Annotated in this window: 18 protein-coding genes and 1 riboswitch; of the genes, 11 read left to right on the forward strand and 7 right to left on the reverse strand. The window is 48.3% G+C overall.

The window, feature by feature from the left end:
- Positions 1-89: 89 nt before the first annotated feature.
- The gene (locus tag MHB49_RS04015) at positions 90-1,412 is read right to left on the reverse strand and encodes a Fe-Mn family superoxide dismutase (protein WP_405155124.1); all 1,323 of its coding nucleotides are present in this window, start codon (positions 1,410-1,412) and stop codon (positions 90-92) included.
- A 198-nt stretch (positions 1,413-1,610) separates the two neighbouring features.
- Positions 1,611-2,639, reverse strand: coding sequence for an alpha/beta hydrolase (locus MHB49_RS04020; RefSeq protein WP_405155125.1), 1,029 nt, complete (start codon positions 2,637-2,639; stop codon positions 1,611-1,613).
- 358 nt (positions 2,640-2,997) lie between these two features.
- On the opposite strand from MHB49_RS04020, the gene MHB49_RS04025 reads away from it, so the two are divergent.
- Entirely contained in the window at positions 2,998-3,741 is a 744-nt protein-coding gene (locus MHB49_RS04025) for an IclR family transcriptional regulator (RefSeq protein ID WP_247900652.1), read from the forward strand.
- Positions 3,742-3,860: 119 nt separating this feature from the next.
- A riboswitch (TPP riboswitch) is annotated at positions 3,861-3,974 on the forward strand.
- Positions 3,975-4,351: 377 nt separating this feature from the next.
- Positions 4,352-6,136 (forward strand): phosphomethylpyrimidine synthase ThiC, encoded by a 1,785-nt coding sequence (gene thiC / locus MHB49_RS04030; RefSeq protein ID WP_405157035.1) that lies wholly within the window; start codon positions 4,352-4,354, stop codon positions 6,134-6,136.
- A gap of 511 nt (positions 6,137-6,647) precedes the next feature.
- On the opposite strand, the gene MHB49_RS04035 is transcribed toward thiC, so the two are convergent.
- From MHB49_RS04035 to MHB49_RS04050, 4 genes are all read right to left on the reverse strand, one after another.
- Positions 6,648-7,346 carry an aspartate/glutamate racemase family protein gene (locus MHB49_RS04035; RefSeq protein ID WP_405155126.1) on the reverse strand — a complete coding sequence of 233 codons (699 nt, stop codon included), beginning with the start codon at positions 7,344-7,346 and terminating at the stop codon, positions 6,648-6,650.
- Between the two features lie 202 nt (positions 7,347-7,548).
- Entirely contained in the window at positions 7,549-7,716 is a 168-nt protein-coding gene (locus tag MHB49_RS04040) for a hypothetical protein (RefSeq protein WP_161490662.1), read from the reverse strand.
- Between the two features lie 544 nt (positions 7,717-8,260).
- Entirely contained in the window at positions 8,261-9,082 is an 822-nt protein-coding gene (locus tag MHB49_RS04045) for a zinc ribbon domain-containing protein (RefSeq protein ID WP_405155127.1), read from the reverse strand.
- A 73-nt stretch (positions 9,083-9,155) separates the two neighbouring features.
- Positions 9,156-10,100, reverse strand: a complete 945-nt coding sequence (locus tag MHB49_RS04050; RefSeq protein ID WP_247900656.1) for a YafY family protein — start codon at positions 10,098-10,100, stop codon at positions 9,156-9,158.
- 83 nt (positions 10,101-10,183) lie between these two features.
- On the opposite strand from MHB49_RS04050, the gene MHB49_RS04055 reads away from it, so the two are divergent.
- The 7 genes from MHB49_RS04055 (at position 10,184) to MHB49_RS04085 (ending at position 14,705) form a co-directional block, all read left to right on the forward strand.
- A complete protein-coding gene (locus tag MHB49_RS04055; RefSeq protein ID WP_405155128.1) occupies positions 10,184-10,879 on the forward strand; it encodes a response regulator transcription factor in 696 nt (231 codons plus the stop codon).
- The gene (locus tag MHB49_RS04060; protein ID WP_247900658.1) at positions 10,872-11,960 is read left to right on the forward strand and encodes a HAMP domain-containing sensor histidine kinase; all 1,089 of its coding nucleotides are present in this window, start codon (positions 10,872-10,874) and stop codon (positions 11,958-11,960) included. The genes MHB49_RS04055 and MHB49_RS04060 overlap by 8 nt, the downstream gene beginning before the upstream one ends.
- A gap of 99 nt (positions 11,961-12,059) precedes the next feature.
- On the forward strand, positions 12,060-12,923 hold the full coding sequence (locus tag MHB49_RS04065; protein WP_405155129.1) for a M15 family metallopeptidase: 864 nt from the start codon (positions 12,060-12,062) through the stop codon (positions 12,921-12,923).
- 27 nt (positions 12,924-12,950) lie between these two features.
- The gene (locus tag MHB49_RS04070; protein WP_405155130.1) at positions 12,951-13,502 is read left to right on the forward strand and encodes a VanZ family protein; all 552 of its coding nucleotides are present in this window, start codon (positions 12,951-12,953) and stop codon (positions 13,500-13,502) included.
- 12 nt (positions 13,503-13,514) lie between these two features.
- Positions 13,515-13,730, forward strand: coding sequence for a hypothetical protein (locus MHB49_RS04075; protein WP_247900661.1), 216 nt, complete (start codon positions 13,515-13,517; stop codon positions 13,728-13,730).
- Positions 13,731-13,956: 226 nt separating this feature from the next.
- Positions 13,957-14,355, forward strand: coding sequence for a hypothetical protein (locus MHB49_RS04080; RefSeq protein WP_405155131.1), 399 nt, complete (start codon positions 13,957-13,959; stop codon positions 14,353-14,355).
- Between the two features lie 35 nt (positions 14,356-14,390).
- The gene (locus tag MHB49_RS04085) at positions 14,391-14,705 is read left to right on the forward strand and encodes a hypothetical protein (RefSeq protein WP_247900663.1); all 315 of its coding nucleotides are present in this window, start codon (positions 14,391-14,393) and stop codon (positions 14,703-14,705) included.
- A 108-nt stretch (positions 14,706-14,813) separates the two neighbouring features.
- Here the strand turns inward: MHB49_RS04085 and acnA are convergent, their stop codons facing one another.
- Positions 14,814-17,528, reverse strand: a complete 2,715-nt coding sequence (acnA, locus tag MHB49_RS04090; protein ID WP_405155132.1) for an aconitate hydratase AcnA — start codon at positions 17,526-17,528, stop codon at positions 14,814-14,816.
- A gap of 360 nt (positions 17,529-17,888) precedes the next feature.
- Here acnA and MHB49_RS04095 point away from each other — a divergent pair, with 360 nt between their 5' ends.
- The gene (locus MHB49_RS04095; RefSeq protein WP_247900665.1) at positions 17,889-18,908 is read left to right on the forward strand and encodes an amidase domain-containing protein; all 1,020 of its coding nucleotides are present in this window, start codon (positions 17,889-17,891) and stop codon (positions 18,906-18,908) included.
- Positions 18,909-19,040: 132 nt separating this feature from the next.
- Positions 19,041-20,141: a D-alanine--D-alanine ligase gene (locus MHB49_RS04100; RefSeq protein ID WP_405155133.1), complete on the forward strand. Its 1,101-nt coding sequence runs from the start codon at positions 19,041-19,043 to the stop codon at positions 20,139-20,141.
- Positions 20,142-20,147: the final 6 nt, after the last annotated feature.

A 20,147-nucleotide genomic window follows, 5' to 3' on the forward strand; every position in this document is an offset into this window, starting at 1 on the left:
CTGGAGATATCTCTTTTTTTACATCAACATATGGCACCATGGATTCAATGCCCTCCAGAACTCCCCGATGGTATACTAGCCCGAGAATCCTAATAAGGCGGCCATAACAGCTTGCGCGCAGTTTCGTAACGTTCCGCCACCGCTGGCCAGTACACAACCTTCCACCAGTCATCAATATATTTTTTGCGTTCATTCTGGTGTTTCAGATAGTAGGCGTGTTCCCAAACATCAAGCGGCAGAAGAGGTACGATATCGGACTGAGATAAATTCTGGTGTTTCTCCGCCTGCAAAATTTCCAATCTGTGCGCCCGCGGGCTCCAAACCAGCATGGCCCAGCCGCTTCCTTCCACTTTGTTGGCGGCTTCGGTGAATTGATTCTTGAACGCTTCATAGCTGCCGAAATCCCGCTTGATCTGCTCTGCGAGCATACCGGAGGGCTTGCCTCCGCCTTTGGGATTCATGATTGTCCAGAAGATCGTATGAAGGTAATGGCCTGCACCATTAAATGCGAGTTCACGTTCCCAATGTTTGACGAGTTCAAAATTATTCTTTTTCCGCGATTCTGCCAGCTTTTTCTCAGCCGTGTTCAGTCCATCCACGTAGGATTGATGGTGCTTGTCATGATGTATGCGCATCGTCATTTCGTCAATATGCGGTTCCAGCGCATTGTAGGCATAGGGTAGGGGTGGCAGTGTGTGTCCGCCAATTGGTACAGGTTTCTCTTTGACTGGCGCTGCGGTAGAGTTGGATGTACTTTCTGAGTTTGCATTAGGAGACGGAACAGCCGCTGAAGATTGTGTCTGTACCGCTGGAGTAGGGCTGTTGGCTTTTCCCGCAGCATTGGATGATTCTTCTACAGCTTCACGATAGGACTGTCCAGACAGGGAGGCTGAAGCGACATGTACGTTGGAATCAGCTGTTTGTTCAGAGGTATAAAGGAAATGTTCCGGTGAAAAAGTTGAATCAGAGACCGAATCTCGCATAGCTCCAGACTGTTTCAGCGTTTCAAGGACCCCCAGGAAATACTCGGATTCACGAATGAAATGCAGGATAACCAATTTGGCAATCGCCACCTGCTGCACAGCCGTACTTTGCTCCAGCAGGATGTACAGCTGTCTAATGAATTCCCGCGATTGTGCGCAGGCAGCCGCCACGAGCTGTTCAATACAGCGGATGATGTAGGGAGCGGGGGGCTGGGTTCCGGGCAGTATTTGTTTGATCAGTTGATTCGCGACTCGCTCGCTATTCTCAAAGATCGCTTCCCATTCCGCAAGCCATTCGACATAAGAGGGTTCAAGATCAGGAACCAATGAACGAATGACAATCGTATGTTCCTTCTCTTGCTCTTTCCAGAAACGGACTTCTTCGAGTACCCGCAGGGGCAGCAGATGCCCATATCCATACCAATTCATAAGCGGTAAACCTCCGTTCAGATGAATTCGAATTCAAATCCAGCAGCAGGAATAAAATTGGATCGCCCGGTACGTTCAATTTCTACTTTACAAGTTAGACCTGCCATTGATTACGTCCCAAAAGTATATTCTTCAGGCATGTTGTCCTATGTGTACATAAAAAAAGAGCCCCATAGGGGCTCTTGAATAACCGAATCTTCATGATTCTCCGGTATTGGTATTTTCCACATCATCACTGCTCGTCTTGGTCACATGACTCAGGAATGTGGAGACACGGCGCAGATATTCCTTCGGATGCTCCCGGAAGATCAGCTCATGATGCGCGCCATCCACAATCCATTCGTCGGAATACGGATTGGTCTGGTTGGCAGCGAGCAGCTCCGCAATCGGATAAGGAGCTTTCTCATCCTCGGTACCATGGATGAAGAAAATCGGGAAAGGATAATCCTCCTTCTTGACTTCCTGATACGGGATCTGCTGCAGTCCGGTCCCGTTCAGAACCGGGAACAGCAGGTTCATAATCTCCAGCGTAGGCTGCCGCGGAAGATCTATCTGATTATGGATGTTGTGATACAGCGTATCCGGCTCAAGCAGGAACGTGCTGTCCAAAATCATGGCATCCACATCTTTGGTAATAAGCCCAGTCTGCAGGGCTGTACCTGCACCCATGGAGAAGCCCCATACAACAAGCTCCTGAGCTCCGCGCTGCTTCGCAAACTGGATTGCACCAAGCAGCTGCTGGGACTCGGCTTTGCCGCCTGTGGCGACAGCCTTGTTCACCTGTGAAGCGAAACCATAATCGAACATCACCACATTAAATCCGAGCTGGTGAGCATAGTGGGCCAGATCATACATCGGTACCCAGGTCTCTTCACGATTCGCACCATATCCATGGCTGAATATGATCGTTTTGTTTGCATTATCATCAGCTGGAATATACCAGCCTTGCATCGTCCGACTGCCGTCTGCTGCCGGAAACGTGATATCTTGATACTTCATATTTTTCGCCTGCATGGGATTGGAGAAAACAGGCGCTACGGTTGGATTGGATAACACCCAGGCAATATAACCGTGTAGTGCAATGAAACAAAAGAGCAGAAAAAATACAACGGAGAGCAGCAACGCCACGACAATATGTTTGAACCGGATCAGCCTCGGTGATAACGAAGAAGGCAGATCGGACACTTTCGTTTGCAGCGGGGCTTCGCTCTGGGATGTCGGATACATGATTGCCCCTCCTTTAAAAATCAAATGAAGATAACAACGAGACGAACAGAGCGGATAAATGATTTTTCTGACTACATATGAAGCAAAATCTTAATTTAATATATCTTTATCGTATGTTCCAATATAGTCAAAGTCAATTGATTGAGGCCATTTGTTACGCAATTGTTATATAGTTCTGAAGATATATGGGTATCATTTCCTTAGGGTGCAAAATGCAGGGGATTCTAATTTATAAAAAGAAAATATTTACAATTATTCCTGCCCTAAATGGCGCTTTTTGGTTTACAGATGAGACCGTTTCTCATATAATTTATGTAACCAAGTTTCATGTGATGAAACATGAGGAGGGCAACTTGCCATGGAAGACCGAAAGCTAACCGTCCGGGCTGTGGAACGGGCGCTGGATATATTATTGTGTTTTACCACCCGCAGTGATCTGGGACTCACGGAAATTGCCAGTCAGATCGGTCTGCACAAAAGTACAGTCCATCGTTTGATGGCTACCTTGGAGGACAAAGGGTTCGTGATCAGGGATGCAGCCACCGAGAAATATCGACTCGGCATACGCATCTGGGAACTGTCTGCCCATATGTCTCGCAGCGATGATCCGGCCATTTTGCTTCTTCCTGCAATGGAGCGGCTCAGAGATCGACTGGGTGAAACGGTGAGCTTATACCTGAGAGACGGTAGTGAGCGGATTCGGATTCAAGCCGTGCAGAGTGATCAGGCGATTCGTCGTGTGGCTCCGGTGGGCGTCAGACTACCTTTATCCGTGGGAGCGTCGAGCAAAGTGCTGATGGCTTTTGCCACCGAAGAGGACCGCGAAGATCTGATGAATGGACCGGAATGGCCTGTATTTATTGATCCCGCAGTATATTTGGCACAGATGAAAGACATTCTGGAATATGGCTACGCAACAAGTTACGAGGAACGTGAACCGGGAGCCGCGGCCGTATCTGTACCGATCATGGATCGAAAAGGCAACATTGCTGCTGCCCTGTCCGTATCTGGGCCTGTTAGTCGCCTCTCGCAGGAGACGTTGCATGAATACGCACCTGTGCTGAAGGAAGCTGCTGCGCAGATGGGACTTATGTTATCCTGATTTTATATTCTGGAATATAAAGGTTGTTTTTATGTTTCGGTTGCGCTACTCTGTAATGGAGGGCCCAAATGGGTCAGCAGAATTGCATATGAATCTGCGGCTACGATGCTGCAACTTGTTAACGTTACTGGGGGAGTCCGAATTGTCCGGACTGAGACGGAATCGCATGAGATTCCGGACCCTTTGCACCTGATCTGGATCATACCAGCGTAGGGAAGTAATCGGCGATACGACCACGAACACCATATGATGTAACTTATGGATATGGATAGCTCCACCAAGGAGTCTCTATAAGGTACGTTATTGGTGATGGACATAAGCCGGTTCCCTTGGGAACCGGCTTTTTTATACAGTAAACAGGCAGAAGCCGGTGCCAGAGATGCTTTTGGATGAGAGCGGGGAGCCGATGGCGGGCATGGGGCGAAGACCTTTTGCTTCGACTGTCTGTATTACTTGAATTGCATGTCCCTATATTCTGTCGTATGGTCGCTCTATCTTTTTCTATGTTGTGGATGATTTGGTCTTGTGCACAGGCAGTACAATCCAGGCAACCACCAATGAGGAGGAGACAAGAGCGATGAGCACAGGGAATCAAACGGGACAAGAAGCGATGGGACAGGACAAACAGGATCAGCAGTTGGCAAAGGAAAAAGGTACGGCCGGACGGGTTCAGCCCTTCCCGGGCAGCCGTAAAGTGTACATTCAGGGCTCGCGACCGGACATTGCCGTACCGGAGCGTGAAATTGCCCTTCATGACACGAACACTCCCCAAGGGGTGGAGCATAACGAACCGCTGCGTGTCTACGATACGAGCGGACCGATGACCGATCCCGGATTTCATGCCGACATCCGGGCAGGACTGCCAGCGCTTCGTACCCGCTGGATTACGGAGCGTGAAGATGTTGAAGCCTATCAGGGACGAACGGTAAAACCGGAGGATAACGGCTTGAAACCGGGAGGGAAGCGAGCTGGAGCCGAGGTGTATCCGGGCTTGCGTGGCAAACCATTGCGAGCACAGGCAGGGCGCTGTGTGACCCAGATGCATTATGCACGGCAGGGACTGATCACACCGGAGATGGAGTTCGCCGCCATTCGTGAGGGCGTAGAGCCGGAGTTTGTGCGACAGGAGCTGGCGAGCGGCAGGGCGATCCTGCCGTCAAACATCAATCACCCGGAGAGTGAGCCGATGCTGATCGGGCGTCATTTTCATGTGAAGATCAATGCGAACATCGGAAACTCTGCGGTATCCTCCTCCATCGAGGAAGAGGTGGAGAAGATGACTTGGGCGGTACGCTGGGGTTCGGATACGGTGATGGATCTCTCCACAGGCAAGGATATTCATACGACCCGCGAATGGATCATCCGCAATTCTCCTGTGCCGATCGGAACAGTACCGCTCTATCAGGCGCTGGAGAAGGTCAATGGGGAAGCCGAAGCACTGACCTGGGATTTGTATCGTGACACGCTCATAGAGCAGGCAGAGCAGGGTGTGGACTATTTTACGATCCATGCAGGCGTGCTGCTTCGTTATATTCCGATGACCGCCAAACGTATGACGGGCATTGTGTCTCGGGGTGGGTCCATTATGGCAGCATGGTGTCTTGCGCATCATCAGGAGAATTTTCTGTATACCCATTTTGAAGAAATCTGCGAGATTATGAAAAGGTATGACGTGGCATTCTCGCTCGGAGACGGACTGCGCCCTGGAAGCATCTACGATGCGAATGATGAAGCCCAGATGGCGGAACTGGCTACGCTTGGTGAACTAACACAAATCGCCTGGAAGCATGATGTGCAGGTGATGATTGAAGGTCCGGGACATGTGCCGATGCACAAGATCAAGGAGAATGTCGATCTGCAAATGGAGATTTGCAAGGAGGCGCCGTTCTATACGCTGGGTCCTCTGACAACCGATATTGCACCAGGATATGACCATATTACCTCGGCAATTGGGGCTGCGATGATCGGCTGGTTCGGTACGTCGATGCTCTGTTATGTTACGCCAAAAGAACATCTGGGCCTGCCCAACAAGGATGATGTGCGGGAAGGGGTAATCGCCTACAAAATCGCTGCACATGCCGCTGATCTGGCGAAAGGTCACCCACGTGCCCAGCTGCGGGACGATGCGCTGTCCAAGGCACGGTTCGAGTTCCGCTGGCGCGACCAGTTCAACCTGTCGCTGGACCCGGAACGTGCGCTGTCCTACCACGATGAGACGTTGCCAGCCGAAGGGGCCAAGGAAGCTCATTTCTGCTCCATGTGCGGGCCGAAATTTTGCAGCATGCGTATTACGCAGGATATTCGTGCTTTTGCGGCAGACAAAGGCTTGTCCGAGAATGAGGCCGTGGCAGCGGGCATGCAGGAAAAGGCAGAAGAATACCGGACACGCCCTTAGGCGTCGTTACAGCCCAATCTGGGCGGCCTGACATGGTGAATAGCCGTTCCTTTCCGTGATTGCGGAGAAGAGCGGCCTCTTACTTGGTATGTGGTCCGCACACTTAACTTCGAAGGACAAGGATAACGACACAACATATTTTATCAGTTATAGGTTGATTGTCTCTCAGATGTTTAATAAAATGAATATAAGTGAAAAACAAATAAGAGTAGCCAGGCCAATGGCTACTCCTGCACAGCATTTGCGGTAGGTATTCCTCCAAGTGCAGCATAGTTCAGACGAAGTGACCTGTCAGGCCGTCAACCTGTGGCGGGTCACTTCTTTTTACGGTCGATGTATGTCAGGAGCGCAATAATTAGCATTGCGAACACGATTACGTCGTTGAAAGAGAAGTTCATAGGATCACCTCCCACCGGAGGCAACCTATTTCCCACCACAAATTGGCTGTACAAAATAATTATACCATTCTAAAGTCTCTCATTCGAGAGTCTTTTTATTTGGCTTCATGAGTTCAACACTTAACTTTGACCAAGCTCAACTTCTTCTCCAAATACTCCGCAACCGATGCCAGCGGGCTGTAGATCGCCATACCTGTGTCTGCTGTGACCCGCGCTGCTGCGGGAGCCATGGACAGTTGAGCGGCGACTACCGTGCGATCCGGGTACTGTTCAGCAATTTGCTGTAATCCGGTGCTCACCGCTGCAAGATAGCCTTCCTTATCGCCTCGCATAATTAACTCGAATGTGCCTGGGATCAGTACTGCTTCAGTTTCTAACGCTTCGATCCCGTTTCGCTGCTCATCCTCATCATCTTGCTGCAAAGCCAGATTCACCCGCGCCATCGTGCCCTCAATCGTTGCGGGGTTGGTAAACGCCAGGATGTACTCACCAGGATTCTGCTGCATTTCCTGAAGTAATGGATCATCAATACCAACTACAGGGACGGGAACATGTGATGCCTCCTGCTCAAGTACGGCTGCAAACAGGGTACAGGTGACGAGAATGGCATCTGCATGGCAGTGCGCGATCCATTGCAGTGTCTGTGATACTTTCTCATGGGTAACTGCCTCGGTGAAATCCGCATCATGTTTGAGGCGATCCAGACCCGGATCAACATAATGTACAAGTTCAACCTTATAAGGAGCGAGTGCTTCTTCAATCAGTGCAATATTGGAATAATGAGCGTGAAAACAGCCGATAGTTATCATCATATTTGCCCCCTGAAATGGATGTTGTCTCAATAAAGTGCCGCAGATATTTAACCCATTATAGAGATGTGACAATAGGCTGTACATATGTAAAATGCTGATCTCACAACAAATTTAAGCGAAAACGCGAATAACCGTTCATCCACAACTTTGCAGAGGAACGGTACAAACCACGCAAGCGATTCTCAATTCGCTCATATTTCATTTATCGCATAGAAGGGGCGGCGTTCTTTTTAGCCATTTTTTGCTGCAAAATTTCATGAAAGGATAGACCTTGAGTGTTCTCATTCTCCTTTTTGGGAGCAGTGGTCGCCGTGTTGCGCGGATATTGGTGATGGTACGGGATCATTTGCTGAATAGGCATGCGGATCATCTTGGTTCCTCCTTTAATGCATTTTTGAATATGCATATGTGATTATTAATAGGTTATGTATTCCGACGGGTTATCGTCTCTGTTACGCAAATAGGTATATGTGACTTGTTAGACGAATCAAGCAACTTTAAGGTGTAATTCCAATTGGATTGTAGTGATTTTACCCCGTATTCAGGAGATGTAAACGTTTTTAAGTAAATTCAGGAGAAAAGGACCGCATATGTGAGGTTTCGTATGGGAGGATAGAAGCGGTTGTTAAGTGAATAGACCCAGTTTTGGGGCTGCCAATGGTGTCGAAATTAAGACATATTGTCTGGTTGTATAGGTACGACGCGTGCTAGCTAACTTGGTACCATAGTCGGTTGTTGGGTGTATATCAGGGCATTTTATGACGGAGAGTCAACGTGTAAACGCCAAAAAGCCGCCAGGAAAACCTGGCAGCCTAGTCGCAATTTGCATAAATCCACGGAGCAGTATTCACTTACTAAGTCCTAGTTTGAGTCGCTCAATTGAGATGAAGATATGATCAAAATCACTTTTGTTCTTATTGTTCTTGCCGAACAGCAATATATAGGTCCACCTGAACGTGCTCTGGATCAAGGCTCCGCTCATCATACAATTCAAAATCTCCGGTAAAGGTACGCATCCCCTGATTGTTCCAGGCCCACACCGCACCCCAGGCTTCACTCAAAACTTCGCCCATCGGACCCTTTCTGGAGGTGAACACCGCATAAGTTGCAGGCGGCAGCTCAACGGAATTCAATTCTTCAGGCAACGCTTCATGTGGATCAACCTCATGACCCACCAGTATGGTGTATTCTCCATTTATGCCATCCGTATAGTCAGCGTAACAACCATAGCGGGGGGCTTCAGGGGCAGGCTGGTGATCTGAGGTGAAGTAGCTGTCCCAGAGTCCCTGAATGCAGCCTTTGCCACTCATCTCAATGGCATTGGTTGTTCTGGCGGACACACCTGCAAGGCGCTTTCCTGGCAGCGTGACGTACCGAATGGGCTCTGTGGAAAGACGATTGTCCCGAGTTCCTTGATTAAATTCAACGGACCCATCCGAATTTTCTGCCCCAAATGTCACGTTCCGTTCTGAGCCGGAGGCATTCCATCTTTTCAAAAAAGGAAGCTGGTTCCGCAGCATCGCTCTTGCTGATTCCTCGTCCATCCCTTCCTGGTTCAGGATGGCGGTGCACATTTCGATCATGCCCTCCAGGGTGATATCGGGCTGCTCGAACTTGCCTTCTTTATAACAATAGATACAGTATTCGCGGGTTGTATGACCACCCGTTTCTGTGCCGAATTGGGCAGGGGTAGTAAGTGGCATTCCGCAGCTCTGGCATACGGTGACGTTCATCATCAATTCCTCCTCGTTATGTAATGCTTAATATAGTAGAAGTATAACGGGAGGAACTGGACACCTGTCTGTCAGGTTAGAGGCGAGCCTTATAATTTTGTACAATTTGTTCAGCAATTCTACGAATCTCTTCTCGAATATGCAGAGGCTCCAGCACTTCGACATCTGCGCCAAATCCAAGAATGAACCCGTACAGCCAGTTATCTTCGGGAAATGCGACTTGGCTAATATAATACCCCTCGCCATCCGAAACAACGTTCTCTATGCCAAACCATTCCTCTGCGATGTGACGGATACGAGCATGGAATCTCAGGCTTAGGGCCACTTTATTATCCGGAGTTGCCCATTCCTGCTGCCAGGGCCTGTCCTGCAGGTTAATGGGCTTGCGTTCGAAGCTCCCTTGGGCGAGGGTAACGTCTCTCATGCGAACCAGCTTGAACATACGGAACTCGTTGCGCTCGTGACAGAACGCATAGAGGTACCAGGAATGCTTTTTGAGCACGAGGGTATGCGGATCCGTTGTTCTATGGGTCTGAGTACCTTCTGCACTGCAATAGGTAAATGAGATGGGGCGCAGTTGATCCATGCCCTGTTCAATGAGCTGAAGCTTGATTTGCAGCGCTTCGGGATGCGTCCACATCGAATAATCCACAATAAAGCGGCTGGTATTGGCCTGAAAATCCTCATTTTTGGATTCAGGCACGATACTGCTGAGTTTCTCCATCAACAGTTCCCGTGCCACATTTGTATGGGAGGTGGATACACTTCGTAACGCAGTGACAATAGAAGCCAGATCCTTGTCAGTTAGGACATTTCGGTCAAGCCTGTAGCCCTCTGCAAGGCCAATCCCCCCGCTTGCACCCTGATATGTGACGACAGGAATACCCGCCTGTCCCAGCGTGTCTATGTCCCGGTAGATGGTGCGGATGGATACCTCAAACGTATCTGCCAAATCCTTGGCCTGCACCCGGCCACGATTGATCAGCAGCACAACGATGGCTAATAAACGGTCGAGTTTCATATATTGGATTCCCTTCAATCATTTATAAGTTGGATTCAGATATGTTATATTGTTGAGCATCACATATAGGAGTGGAATAAGCAATGAAGCGTATTACGATTTTGATCGCAGATGATGAAGTTGAGATCGCTGATCTGGTTGCATTGCATTTGCAAAAAGAAGGATATCACATCATCAAGGCATTCGATGGGAAGGCGGCGGTTCAAGCCGTTCAGACACAAACGATCGATTTGGCTATTTTGGATATTATGATGCCTGGTATGGATGGATATGAGGTAACCCGCAAAATTCGGGAGCAGTATCACCTGCCTATCATTTTTCTGAGTGCCAAAACCTCGGATATGGATAAAATCACCGGCCTCGTGATGGGTGCAGACGATTACATGACCAAGCCATTCAACCCGATGGAACTGGTCGCCCGGGTCAATTCCCAACTGCGCCGTTCCCTTCAATTCAGCCAGTCTGTACCGATCCAGCGCTCCATTTTGGAGAAAGGCGGCCTCGTTATCTCGCCAGATCAGCATAGCGTCACCCTTTATGGCAAGCCCATAGAATTAACACCGAAGGAGTTTGACATCCTGTATCTGCTCGCAAGTCATCCCAAACAAGTGTTCAGTGCAGAGAGCCTCTTTGAACAGGTGTGGGGTGAGGCTTATTATGAGAGCGGCAATACCGTGATGGTTCATATTCGGACCCTGCGCAAGAAGCTGGGGGAAGACGTAGGCAAGAACAAGTTTATCAAAACGATCTGGGGTGTGGGGTACACATTCAATGAATAAACGCAGAAGTTTTCGAACGACCATGATTCTGTTGCTTGGGTTAAGCATGCTGGCATCTGGCGCGATTACCTTTGGGGTATATAAACTGATGCAATACTATTACACCGGAGTGCGTGCGGAAGATCAGTTAGCTGAATATCGTCACTTTATGAAAAGCATAGGGGATATTTACTTTTTCCTTATCCTGTTCATTCCGCTTGCCATACTGTTTTTCTTCTGGTTTACGAAGCCATATGTGACCTATTTCAAAAATATCTCTACAGGTATTAGGCAGCTCGCGAGTGGTGATTTTCAGCACCGTGTGCAGATTTCGACGAAGGACGAGCTGGGCGCGATTGCAGAGGATATCAATCTGGCGAGTCTGAAATTGAGGGAAGCGGTCGAACGGGGAGATTTCGCGGAGAGCAGCAAGGATCAGCTGGTTGTAAATTTGGCGCATGATTTGCGTACGCCTCTAACGTCAGTATTGGGTTATCTGGATCTGTTGATGAAGGATGATCAGCTGACGAAGGAGCAGGTTAGGCACTTCACAGCGATTGCTTTTACCAAATCTCAGCGTCTGGAGAAACTGATCGACGATTTGTTTGAGATTACACGAATGAACTATGGCATGCTGCCGATTGACAAAAAGAGACTTGATCTTAGTGAACTGCTGAGGCAGATGAGCGAAGAGCTGTACCCTGTTTTTGAAAAGAACCACCTGGTTACCCGACTGCATATCGATTCCGAATTAACCATTTCCGGCGATGGTGAGGTGCTGGCACGCGTGTTTGAGAACCTGTTAATCAATGCGGCGCGTCACGGTACGGATGGTCTTTATGTGGATATTTATGGGTATCGTGATGCAGGACAGGTGATCATTCAGATCATGAACTATGGGGGACATATTCATCCGGATGATCTGCCTCATATTTTCGACATGTACTATACCGGGGATCGAGCGCGTACACCTCAGGAAGGTGGAACAGGTCTGGGACTTTTTATCGCGAAAAATATTGTGGAGCAGCATGATGGGACCATTTCGGCCCAAAGTGATGTAGTACGGACCGTATTTGAAGTTCGGCTGCCTGCGCTGGAATGAAGTTATATGCCGAATTTAAGAAAAACTTTAGAATTGCCCTGCTTTTTTTTAACTAGTTTTCTCTATCCTTGATTATACGAGGTAAAGGAGGAACAAGGGATGAAGAAGTGGGGATTTTTGATATGTATCATTGTACTGGGATATATCTTCTCCAAGTCACCTGCACTGTTTGAGCAGAAGGAAGAAGCGAATTTGCAAATTCAGGATACGACTGAAAGTAGGGCGGGATATACCAAAACCATTAACGTGGATATAAAGAATCAAATACATAAAGGGAATCTATTGCTCGTCAATTCGGAGTATCCAGTACATGCAGAGGGAATCAGAACCGATATTGTGAATTTGGCTGAACAACATGAACTGGTCCGGGGATACGGATTGCTGGATCAGAAGATTTTGTTGTCAAAGTACGTAGCGCAAGCGTTCGAGAAGATGGTTGAAGCTGCCGCGAAAGATGACGTAAGGTACTTCATCATTAGCAGTGGCTACCGGGATTTTACGAAACAGGAGCAGCTTTTTGAGGAAAAGGGCTCGGATTATGCACTTCCTGCGGGTCACAGTGAGCATAACCTCGGCTTGTCCATGGATATCGGCTCTACCTTGGCTGCCATGAGTGAAGCACCGGAAGGAGCCTGGCTGGAGAAGAATGCATGGAAATACGGATTCATCTTGCGTTACCCGAAGGATAAAGTGGATATCACCGGCATTCAATACGAACCATGGCATTTTCGATATGTGGGACTGCCGCACAGCGCCATCATGTATCATAATCATTTGGTGCTTGAGGAATATTTGGAGCTGCTGCAACAGAAAAAGAGCATTTCCGCTGAAGTCGGAGACAATCTCTATCATGTGCGTTATTACGATGCCTCCAAAGAGAAGAGCATTAACGTACCTGAGCACGGTCAATATGAGATATCTGGAGACAACATGAACGGAGTTGTCGTGACGGTAGAGGAATAAACAACAAGACCTACATGGAGGTTCATTATGAAACCTAAAGAGTTCAATCTAAAGATCTTATGGGTGGCGGCGTTCATCATCTATCTGTATCTGTTGACTAAGCTGATCTTGTTCAAGGGACATACAATGGATTGGGACGCTGTTAGAGTTCAACTCATGACGATTGCGCAGCAGCCGGATCTGATTCATACGCGAACCGTTAACCTGACGCCATTTCAGGAGATTTCAAGAGACTGGCATAGCCTGTCGCTTCACCGTCCGGGTACCGCAATTCACCTACTGGGCAATGTGATGGCCTTTATCCCGCTGGGCATGTTTATTCCCGTTCTTATGGGTAACAAGCTGTTGTCAGGAGCAAAGGTACTTGTACTTTCCTTGCTCTTGAGTTTGACCTTTGAAGTAACACAGCTATTGACGGGCATGGGCATATTTGATGTGGATGATCTTATGCTGAACACCTTTGGTGGAATGATCGGTTATGTTCTGTATACGATGCTTATAGGCATGAAGCGAATGATTTTGGGAGGAGCGGCACACACCCCGAAAAAAGAGTATAATTCAAATCAGAGTCGCGTGTAAGGAGGGGAGCATTTGATGATTTTCTTGGCTGCTTTAATGATTGGCACAGGAATGGTATTTGTCGTGCGTCCGCGTTATGTTACTCATTCTTCGTCAAAGGATGGAACCAACAACAATCGCATCACCGCCAGATGGATTGGATACTCACTGATCATGATGTCCTGTTTGTTTCTAGTCATGGCCACATTGCAATCACTGGATCAAGCATCACATCATATTGGACATTAAAGGAAAATTGGCATTAAGCAGAGCATGCCCATATTCATTCTATTAAAAAGCTCCCCATCACTGTGCAGAGCGCACGTGGAGGGGAGCTTTTCTGAAGTGATACAGGAATCACATATAGGAGTGAAATAAGAAACAAGCCATGATACAGTTTGCGAATGGAATTGCTAATAAGGTAGAGTAGAGAGGATAACCCTATTAACCTATATCCTTACAAGGAGGACATATATTGTATTCATTGGCTAAACAACTCGCAGGAAGAATGAAAGAGATTATGGAAATTGAAAGTGAAATTGCTGAAGCTGAGAGTGTAAGTAAAGGTGAACAAGTAGTGCGCAATCTTGAACAGAAAAGATCCGATTTGATAAAAACCTTTACACGTGATGAGTTATTGGTCATCAAAACGGTAATGAATGTTGGGCGATCGGAGAGAGGCTATCGACACTATTTTGACTCAGATGACGTTGAGCTTATTTACCTCTCCATAGAGTTGAATGAGCATGAACTGATGAAGAAATACTCTCACTTTCTGGTACATAAAACAAAACAAGAACTAGCAGATGGAATTGAATATCATACTCTCGTTTCGTCATTTTTAAAAGAAGGTATGGAAATCTTAAAACTCTAAACTGCTATCAAATTAGGATCTAGGAGGTCTGTTAGATGATAATGAAGATTTCATACTATACGCCAGATGGTTTCTATTATTATGTTCCTGATCAATATGCAGAGCAGATAGAAGAGTGGAGAATTGAATTTTCTGATTTTTTGCAGAGTATAGAAGGGAAACATCAATTCACCCAGTATACCGAATATATTGATCATGAGGGTAAAAAAGAATATGGAGTTTTTGTACGTTGCTACGGTGGGGACGAGTTTGCAGACTGGATCAACGTGGAGAAATTAAACTGCAGAGGTGTATATCGCATTCCTGCGCCACCTGATGATTCGGAAGTTGGATTGAGGATTGATTTTTAAACATATATCGATTATTAAAAGCAAAATCAAAAAGCTCCCCGTCACCGTGCGAGCGCACGAGGCGGGGAGCTTTTCTGTATAACTTAATTGCATTAAAACTAAAGGCAATTAAGATTTTTTCATCATTTGACGCAATACGGTTTGCAGGATACCACCGTTATGGTAGTAGTCCACATCAACCATGCTGTCCAGACGAGCGATAACAGGGAACTCGAACTTGGTGCCGTCCTCACGAGTTACGGTAACCGTCAGTTCTTGTCCTGGTTTCACATCATTGCTCAGACCTGTGATGTCGTACGTTTCACGACCGTTCAGACCGAGGCTGGACCAGCCATGACCTTCCTGGAATTGCAATGGCATTACGCCCATGCCCACCAGGTTACTGCGGTGAATACGCTCGAAGCTTTCTGCGATAACGGCTTTGACGCCGAGCAGGAATGTTCCTTTTGCCGCCCAGTCACGCGAGCTTCCTGTACCATACTCTTTACCTGCAATAACGATCAGGTTCTGTCCTTCATCCTGATACTTCATGGAAGCATCGTAGATGGACATCTCTTCGTCCGTTGGCAGGTATTTCGTAATACCACCCTCAGTACCTGGAGCCACTTGGTTACGAATACGAATGTTGGCAAACGTACCACGCATCATAACTTCATGGTTACCACGACGGGAGCCATAAGAGTTGAAGTCTTTACGTTCTACGCCATGTTCTTTCAGGTACAGTCCAGCCGGACTGGATGTTGCGATATTACCCGCTGGCGAGATGTGATCCGTTGTTACGGAATCAGCAAGCAATGCCAAAACACGTGCGGAACGAATATCTGTGATATCAGTCAACTTGTCGCCAAGCTCCTGGAAGAATGGTGGATTCTGAATGTACGTGGAGTTAGGATCCCACTCATACAATTCGCCTTCCGGTACAGGGATCGTATTCCAACGTTCGTTAGCTGTAAATACGTTCTCGTATTTGTTGCGGAACATCTGTGCGTTCAGCGAGCTAGCAATGGTATCCTTGATTTCCTCGGAGCTAGGCCAGAGGTCTTTCAGGAATACAGGCTCGTTATTGGTATCATAACCGATTGGATCGGTTGCAAAATCAATATTAACGGTACCTGCGAGAGCATACGCCACAACGAGTGGCGGAGAAGCCAGATAGTTGGCTTTGACTTGCGCGTGCACACGACCTTCAAAGTTACGGTTACCGGACAATACAGCCGCTACCGTCATATCGTTCTCGGCAATTGCTTCGCTTACTTCGTCTGGCAGTGGACCGGAGTTACCGATACAAGTCGCGCAACCATATCCGGCAACGTTGAATCCGAGTTTGTCGAGATATTCGATCAGACCTGCTTTTTCCAGATACTCGGTAACCACGAGGGAACCTGGAGTCAAGCTGCTTTTCACGTAACCTGGTTTGGTCAGACCGCGTTCAACGGCTTTTTTTGCAAGCAGACCCGCTCCGACCATAACGCTAGGGTTAGATGTATTGGTGCAGCTTGTGATTGCCGCGATAACGACAGCACCAGCGGTCAGTTCGCTAGTGGAACCGTCAGGGTGTTTTACAGGCACTTTCTCAGCGATTTTCTCGTCGCTCAATCCATAACCGCCTTTGTCGATCGGCGTGCGGATAATGCTATTGAAGCCTTCTTTCATTTGAGTCAACTCGATGCGATCCTGTGGGCGCTTAGGACCCGCGAGACTTGGGACAACGGATGCAAGGTCAAGTTCGATCACGTCTGTAAACTCAGGGTCAACCGTATCAGCGGTACGGAACATGTTCTGAGCTTTGTAATAAGCCTCAACCAGATCCACCTGTTCGTCGGTACGGCCAGTATTACGCATATAGTTCAGTGTTTCGCTATCTACAGGGAAGAAGCCGATTGTTGCGCCATATTCCGGCGCCATGTTCGCTACTGTTGCGCGGTCAGCCAGACTGATGTTGGCAAGACCCGGTCCGTAGAACTCAACAAACTTGCCGACAACGCCTTTTTTACGAAGCATTTGAGTGACAGTGAGTGCCAGATCCGTAGCTGTTGCGCCTTCGCTCAGGCTGCCTGTCAATTTGAAACCGATAACGTCAGGTGTTACAAAGTACAGTGGTTGACCAAGCATTCCTGCTTCGGCCTCAATTCCGCCAACACCCCAACCAACAACGCCGAGTCCGTTGATCATGGTGGTGTGGGAGTCCGTTCCTACGAGGGAATCCGGGAATACAACGGTTTCGCCGTCAACTGTTTTGGTTGCAGCCACGGAAGCCAGATACTCCAGGTTAACCTGGTGAACGATCCCTGTGGATGGTGGAACTGCACGGAAGTTATTGAAAGCCGTTTGCGCCCAACGCAAGAAGCGGTAACGCTCTTCATTACGCTCGAACTCAACCTTGATGTTGTAGTCCAGAGCATCGTTCGTTCCGAACGCATCAACCATAACGGAGTGGTCGATAACGAGGTCAACCGGCACGAGCGGGTTGATCTGTTTTGGATCGCCGCCTGCTTTTTTCACGGTATCGCGCATTGCTGCAAGGTCAACGACAACCGGTACACCGGTGAAATCCTGCAGAACGATACGTGCAGGGATAAATGGAATTTCCTTGTTATTGTCACGGCCTTCTGCCCAGCCGGTCAGTTGTTTTACATGTTCTTCGGTAATCGCACGTCCGTCGAATTGACGAATAGCTGCTTCGAGCAGCACTTTAATGGAGAAAGGAAGCTTGGAAAGGTCGCCGTAGCCGCCTTCCTGAAGAGCATCTAAACTGTAGTAGCGATAAGACTTGCCTCCGACCTCAAGACTGCGGGCCGCGGAGAAATGATTCTTGGCTGACATACATGTACCTCCTTAAAATGTGTCGGTGAGATGAAGAAAACGTTCGTATAGGTGAAGAACAGGCCTTCATCGTTCCGTGTTCTTGTTCACTGGTTTCATTAGGTGAAACGTAATTTCATAATTGTAACTTTAGTTTTAAGTATACCGTTTTCAACGCTGTACGTAAAGGGCTTTTTGCCTGTCCAGCCAAGCGAATTAGACAATGAATGCGTTCTGAAGAAAAGGGAATAGACGTGATCTCTTCCATACGCATTATCCCCGATATTAAGCCTTCAAAACAGAACCAGACACATACAACCGAAAAATCTCTCATATAAATAAAAGGAGTTTTCATGCAATGGATCATTCCGGACAGAACTCATGCCAAAGGGGGACACAGGCTTGGAACGCGAATGGAAGAGTGCCTTATATACCTACGTGAACCAGTATAATCGCTGTGAGATCGACTACCGTCCACAGACAAGCGAACGGATTGTCACCGATCCGGAATTTGTGCTGGAACGGGGGGAGCGGATGGCCAGACTGGACCAATGGTACCGCAAGCGGCGGGCCGTGCCTCTTCGCAGTGAGACCAGCGCCAAGCTTGTGCGGACACTTATGGATGGGGCAGATGAATCGGTGGTGGATGTGCAACTGTACAGCAGGCTGTTCTATGAGAAGAACGGTTTGACCCATCGGGAAGACCGGATTGAGCGGGAACGCCTGACCTTTCTTAGGCAAGGTGGAGCTTGGACCATTGCACGTGTGGAACGTGAAGTGCCGGAGCGTCGTCCAGTAGGGGAGGGTCGTCCTTTTCAACAAGCTGATTTTGTACAGGCGATGAACCGACCGCTGCTTAACCGGGAAGTACTGGGACAGGGTAGGAGATCGAGACAGCAGCTGTATCGCAGGGATCTTGCTGTGGCCTACGCGGACCGGTGGTGGAATGCGGGAAACCCGGCATTTGAGGAATTCGAAGTCGATTGCACCAATTATGTGTCCCAATGTCTCTTTGCAGGGGAAGCACCCATCCACTATACTGGTAAAAGAGAATCAGGATGGTGGTACAAAGGCTATGTAAATGGCTCTGAAATGTGGAGTTACAGCTGGGCCGTGTCCAATAGTCTGGAGCGATATTTATCGGGCAGCAGCTGGGGATTGTCAGCGACTCAAGTGGATCGTCCGGAGCAGTTAATGCTCGGAGATGTAATCCTCTACGATTGGGATGGGGACGGCAGGTTTCAGCACAGTACTGTAGTGACCGCTTTTGATGCTGGAGGTATGCCGCTTGTGAACGCACATACGGTCAGCAGCCGCCACCGTTTTTGGGATTACCGGGATTCTTACGCCTGGAACGAGCGGACGGTGTACCGGCTTTTTCATATTGCTGATGAATTTTGATGCTCAAAGATTTACGGGATTCGGTGACGTGGACATCCGGTTCCGTGTAAAATAAGTCTAGATAACAGAATAAAAGTGGTGCTGAACATGCAGGCATGACAGCATCATTGCACAGATAATCGGAGGTTGCACATGAGTATGGATAAATTAACAGTAGGCGTCGTTTACGGCGGAAAGTCAGGCGAGCATGAGGTGTCGCTGCAAACGGCGTTTGCTGTAACGAACGCATTTGATTATGAGAAGTATGAACTGGTTCCTTTTTATATATCCAAGCAGGGTGCATGGAAAAAAGGATCTGTCATGCACGCGCCATTCGCGCAGATTGAAGATTTGAAGCTGGAGCAAGCGGCGGGCGGAACCCAGGAAGCGCTGAACGCGCTGTTTGGCCGTTTATATGGCGGAGAGGAAGCAATGGACGTCATGTTCCCGCTGCTGCACGGTACGTTTGGTGAGGATGGTACGATTCAAGGAATGTTTGAGATGGCGGATATGCCTTATGTTGGCGCAGGTGTACTCGCTTCGGCAGGCGGCATGGACAAAGTGGTCATGAAGAAACTGTTCGCACAGGCCGGAATCGACCAATGTGCCTTTACGTATTTTAACGCTACGCAATGGAAGCTGAGCGAACATGAAATGATCCTGCAGGTAGAGGATCAGCTCGGCTATCCTTGCTTTATCAAGCCGGCCAATCTCGGTTCTAGCGTAGGGATTTCGAAGGCGCGTAACCGGGATGAACTGAAGAAAGCCGTAGCGTTCGCTCTCCGTTATGACACCAAGGTGGTCATTGAGGAGTTTGTAGAAGCAAGAGAAGTTGAAGTTAGTGTTCTTGGTAATGACGAGCCCATGGCTTCCGTACCAGGAGAAATCGTATCTTCCGGTGAATATTATGATTATGCAGCCAAATACATCGATGGACAGTCTCAGATGCTGATCCCTGCTCCGCTAGACCCGGAAGCCGCAGATCGCATCCGCGAGGCCGCCCTGCAGGCATTCCGCGCGATTGAAGGCAATGGTATTTCCCGTGCAGACTTCTTCATTCGCAAATCGGATGGGGCCTTGCTTATTAATGAAGTAAACACCATGCCTGGCTTTACACCATATAGCATGTACCCGCTCTTGTGGCGTGAAACAGGCGTTTCGTATGCCGAACTGCTGGATCGCATGATCGAGCTGGCTTTGGAACGATACAACCGCAAGCAGGCGCTGAACTACGAGAGCGGCATACAGGCATAGTCGGGA

Source organism: Paenibacillus sp. FSL K6-0108, from assembly GCF_045040695.1.
GTDB lineage: Bacteria > Bacillota > Bacilli > Paenibacillales > Paenibacillaceae > Paenibacillus > Paenibacillus pabuli_B.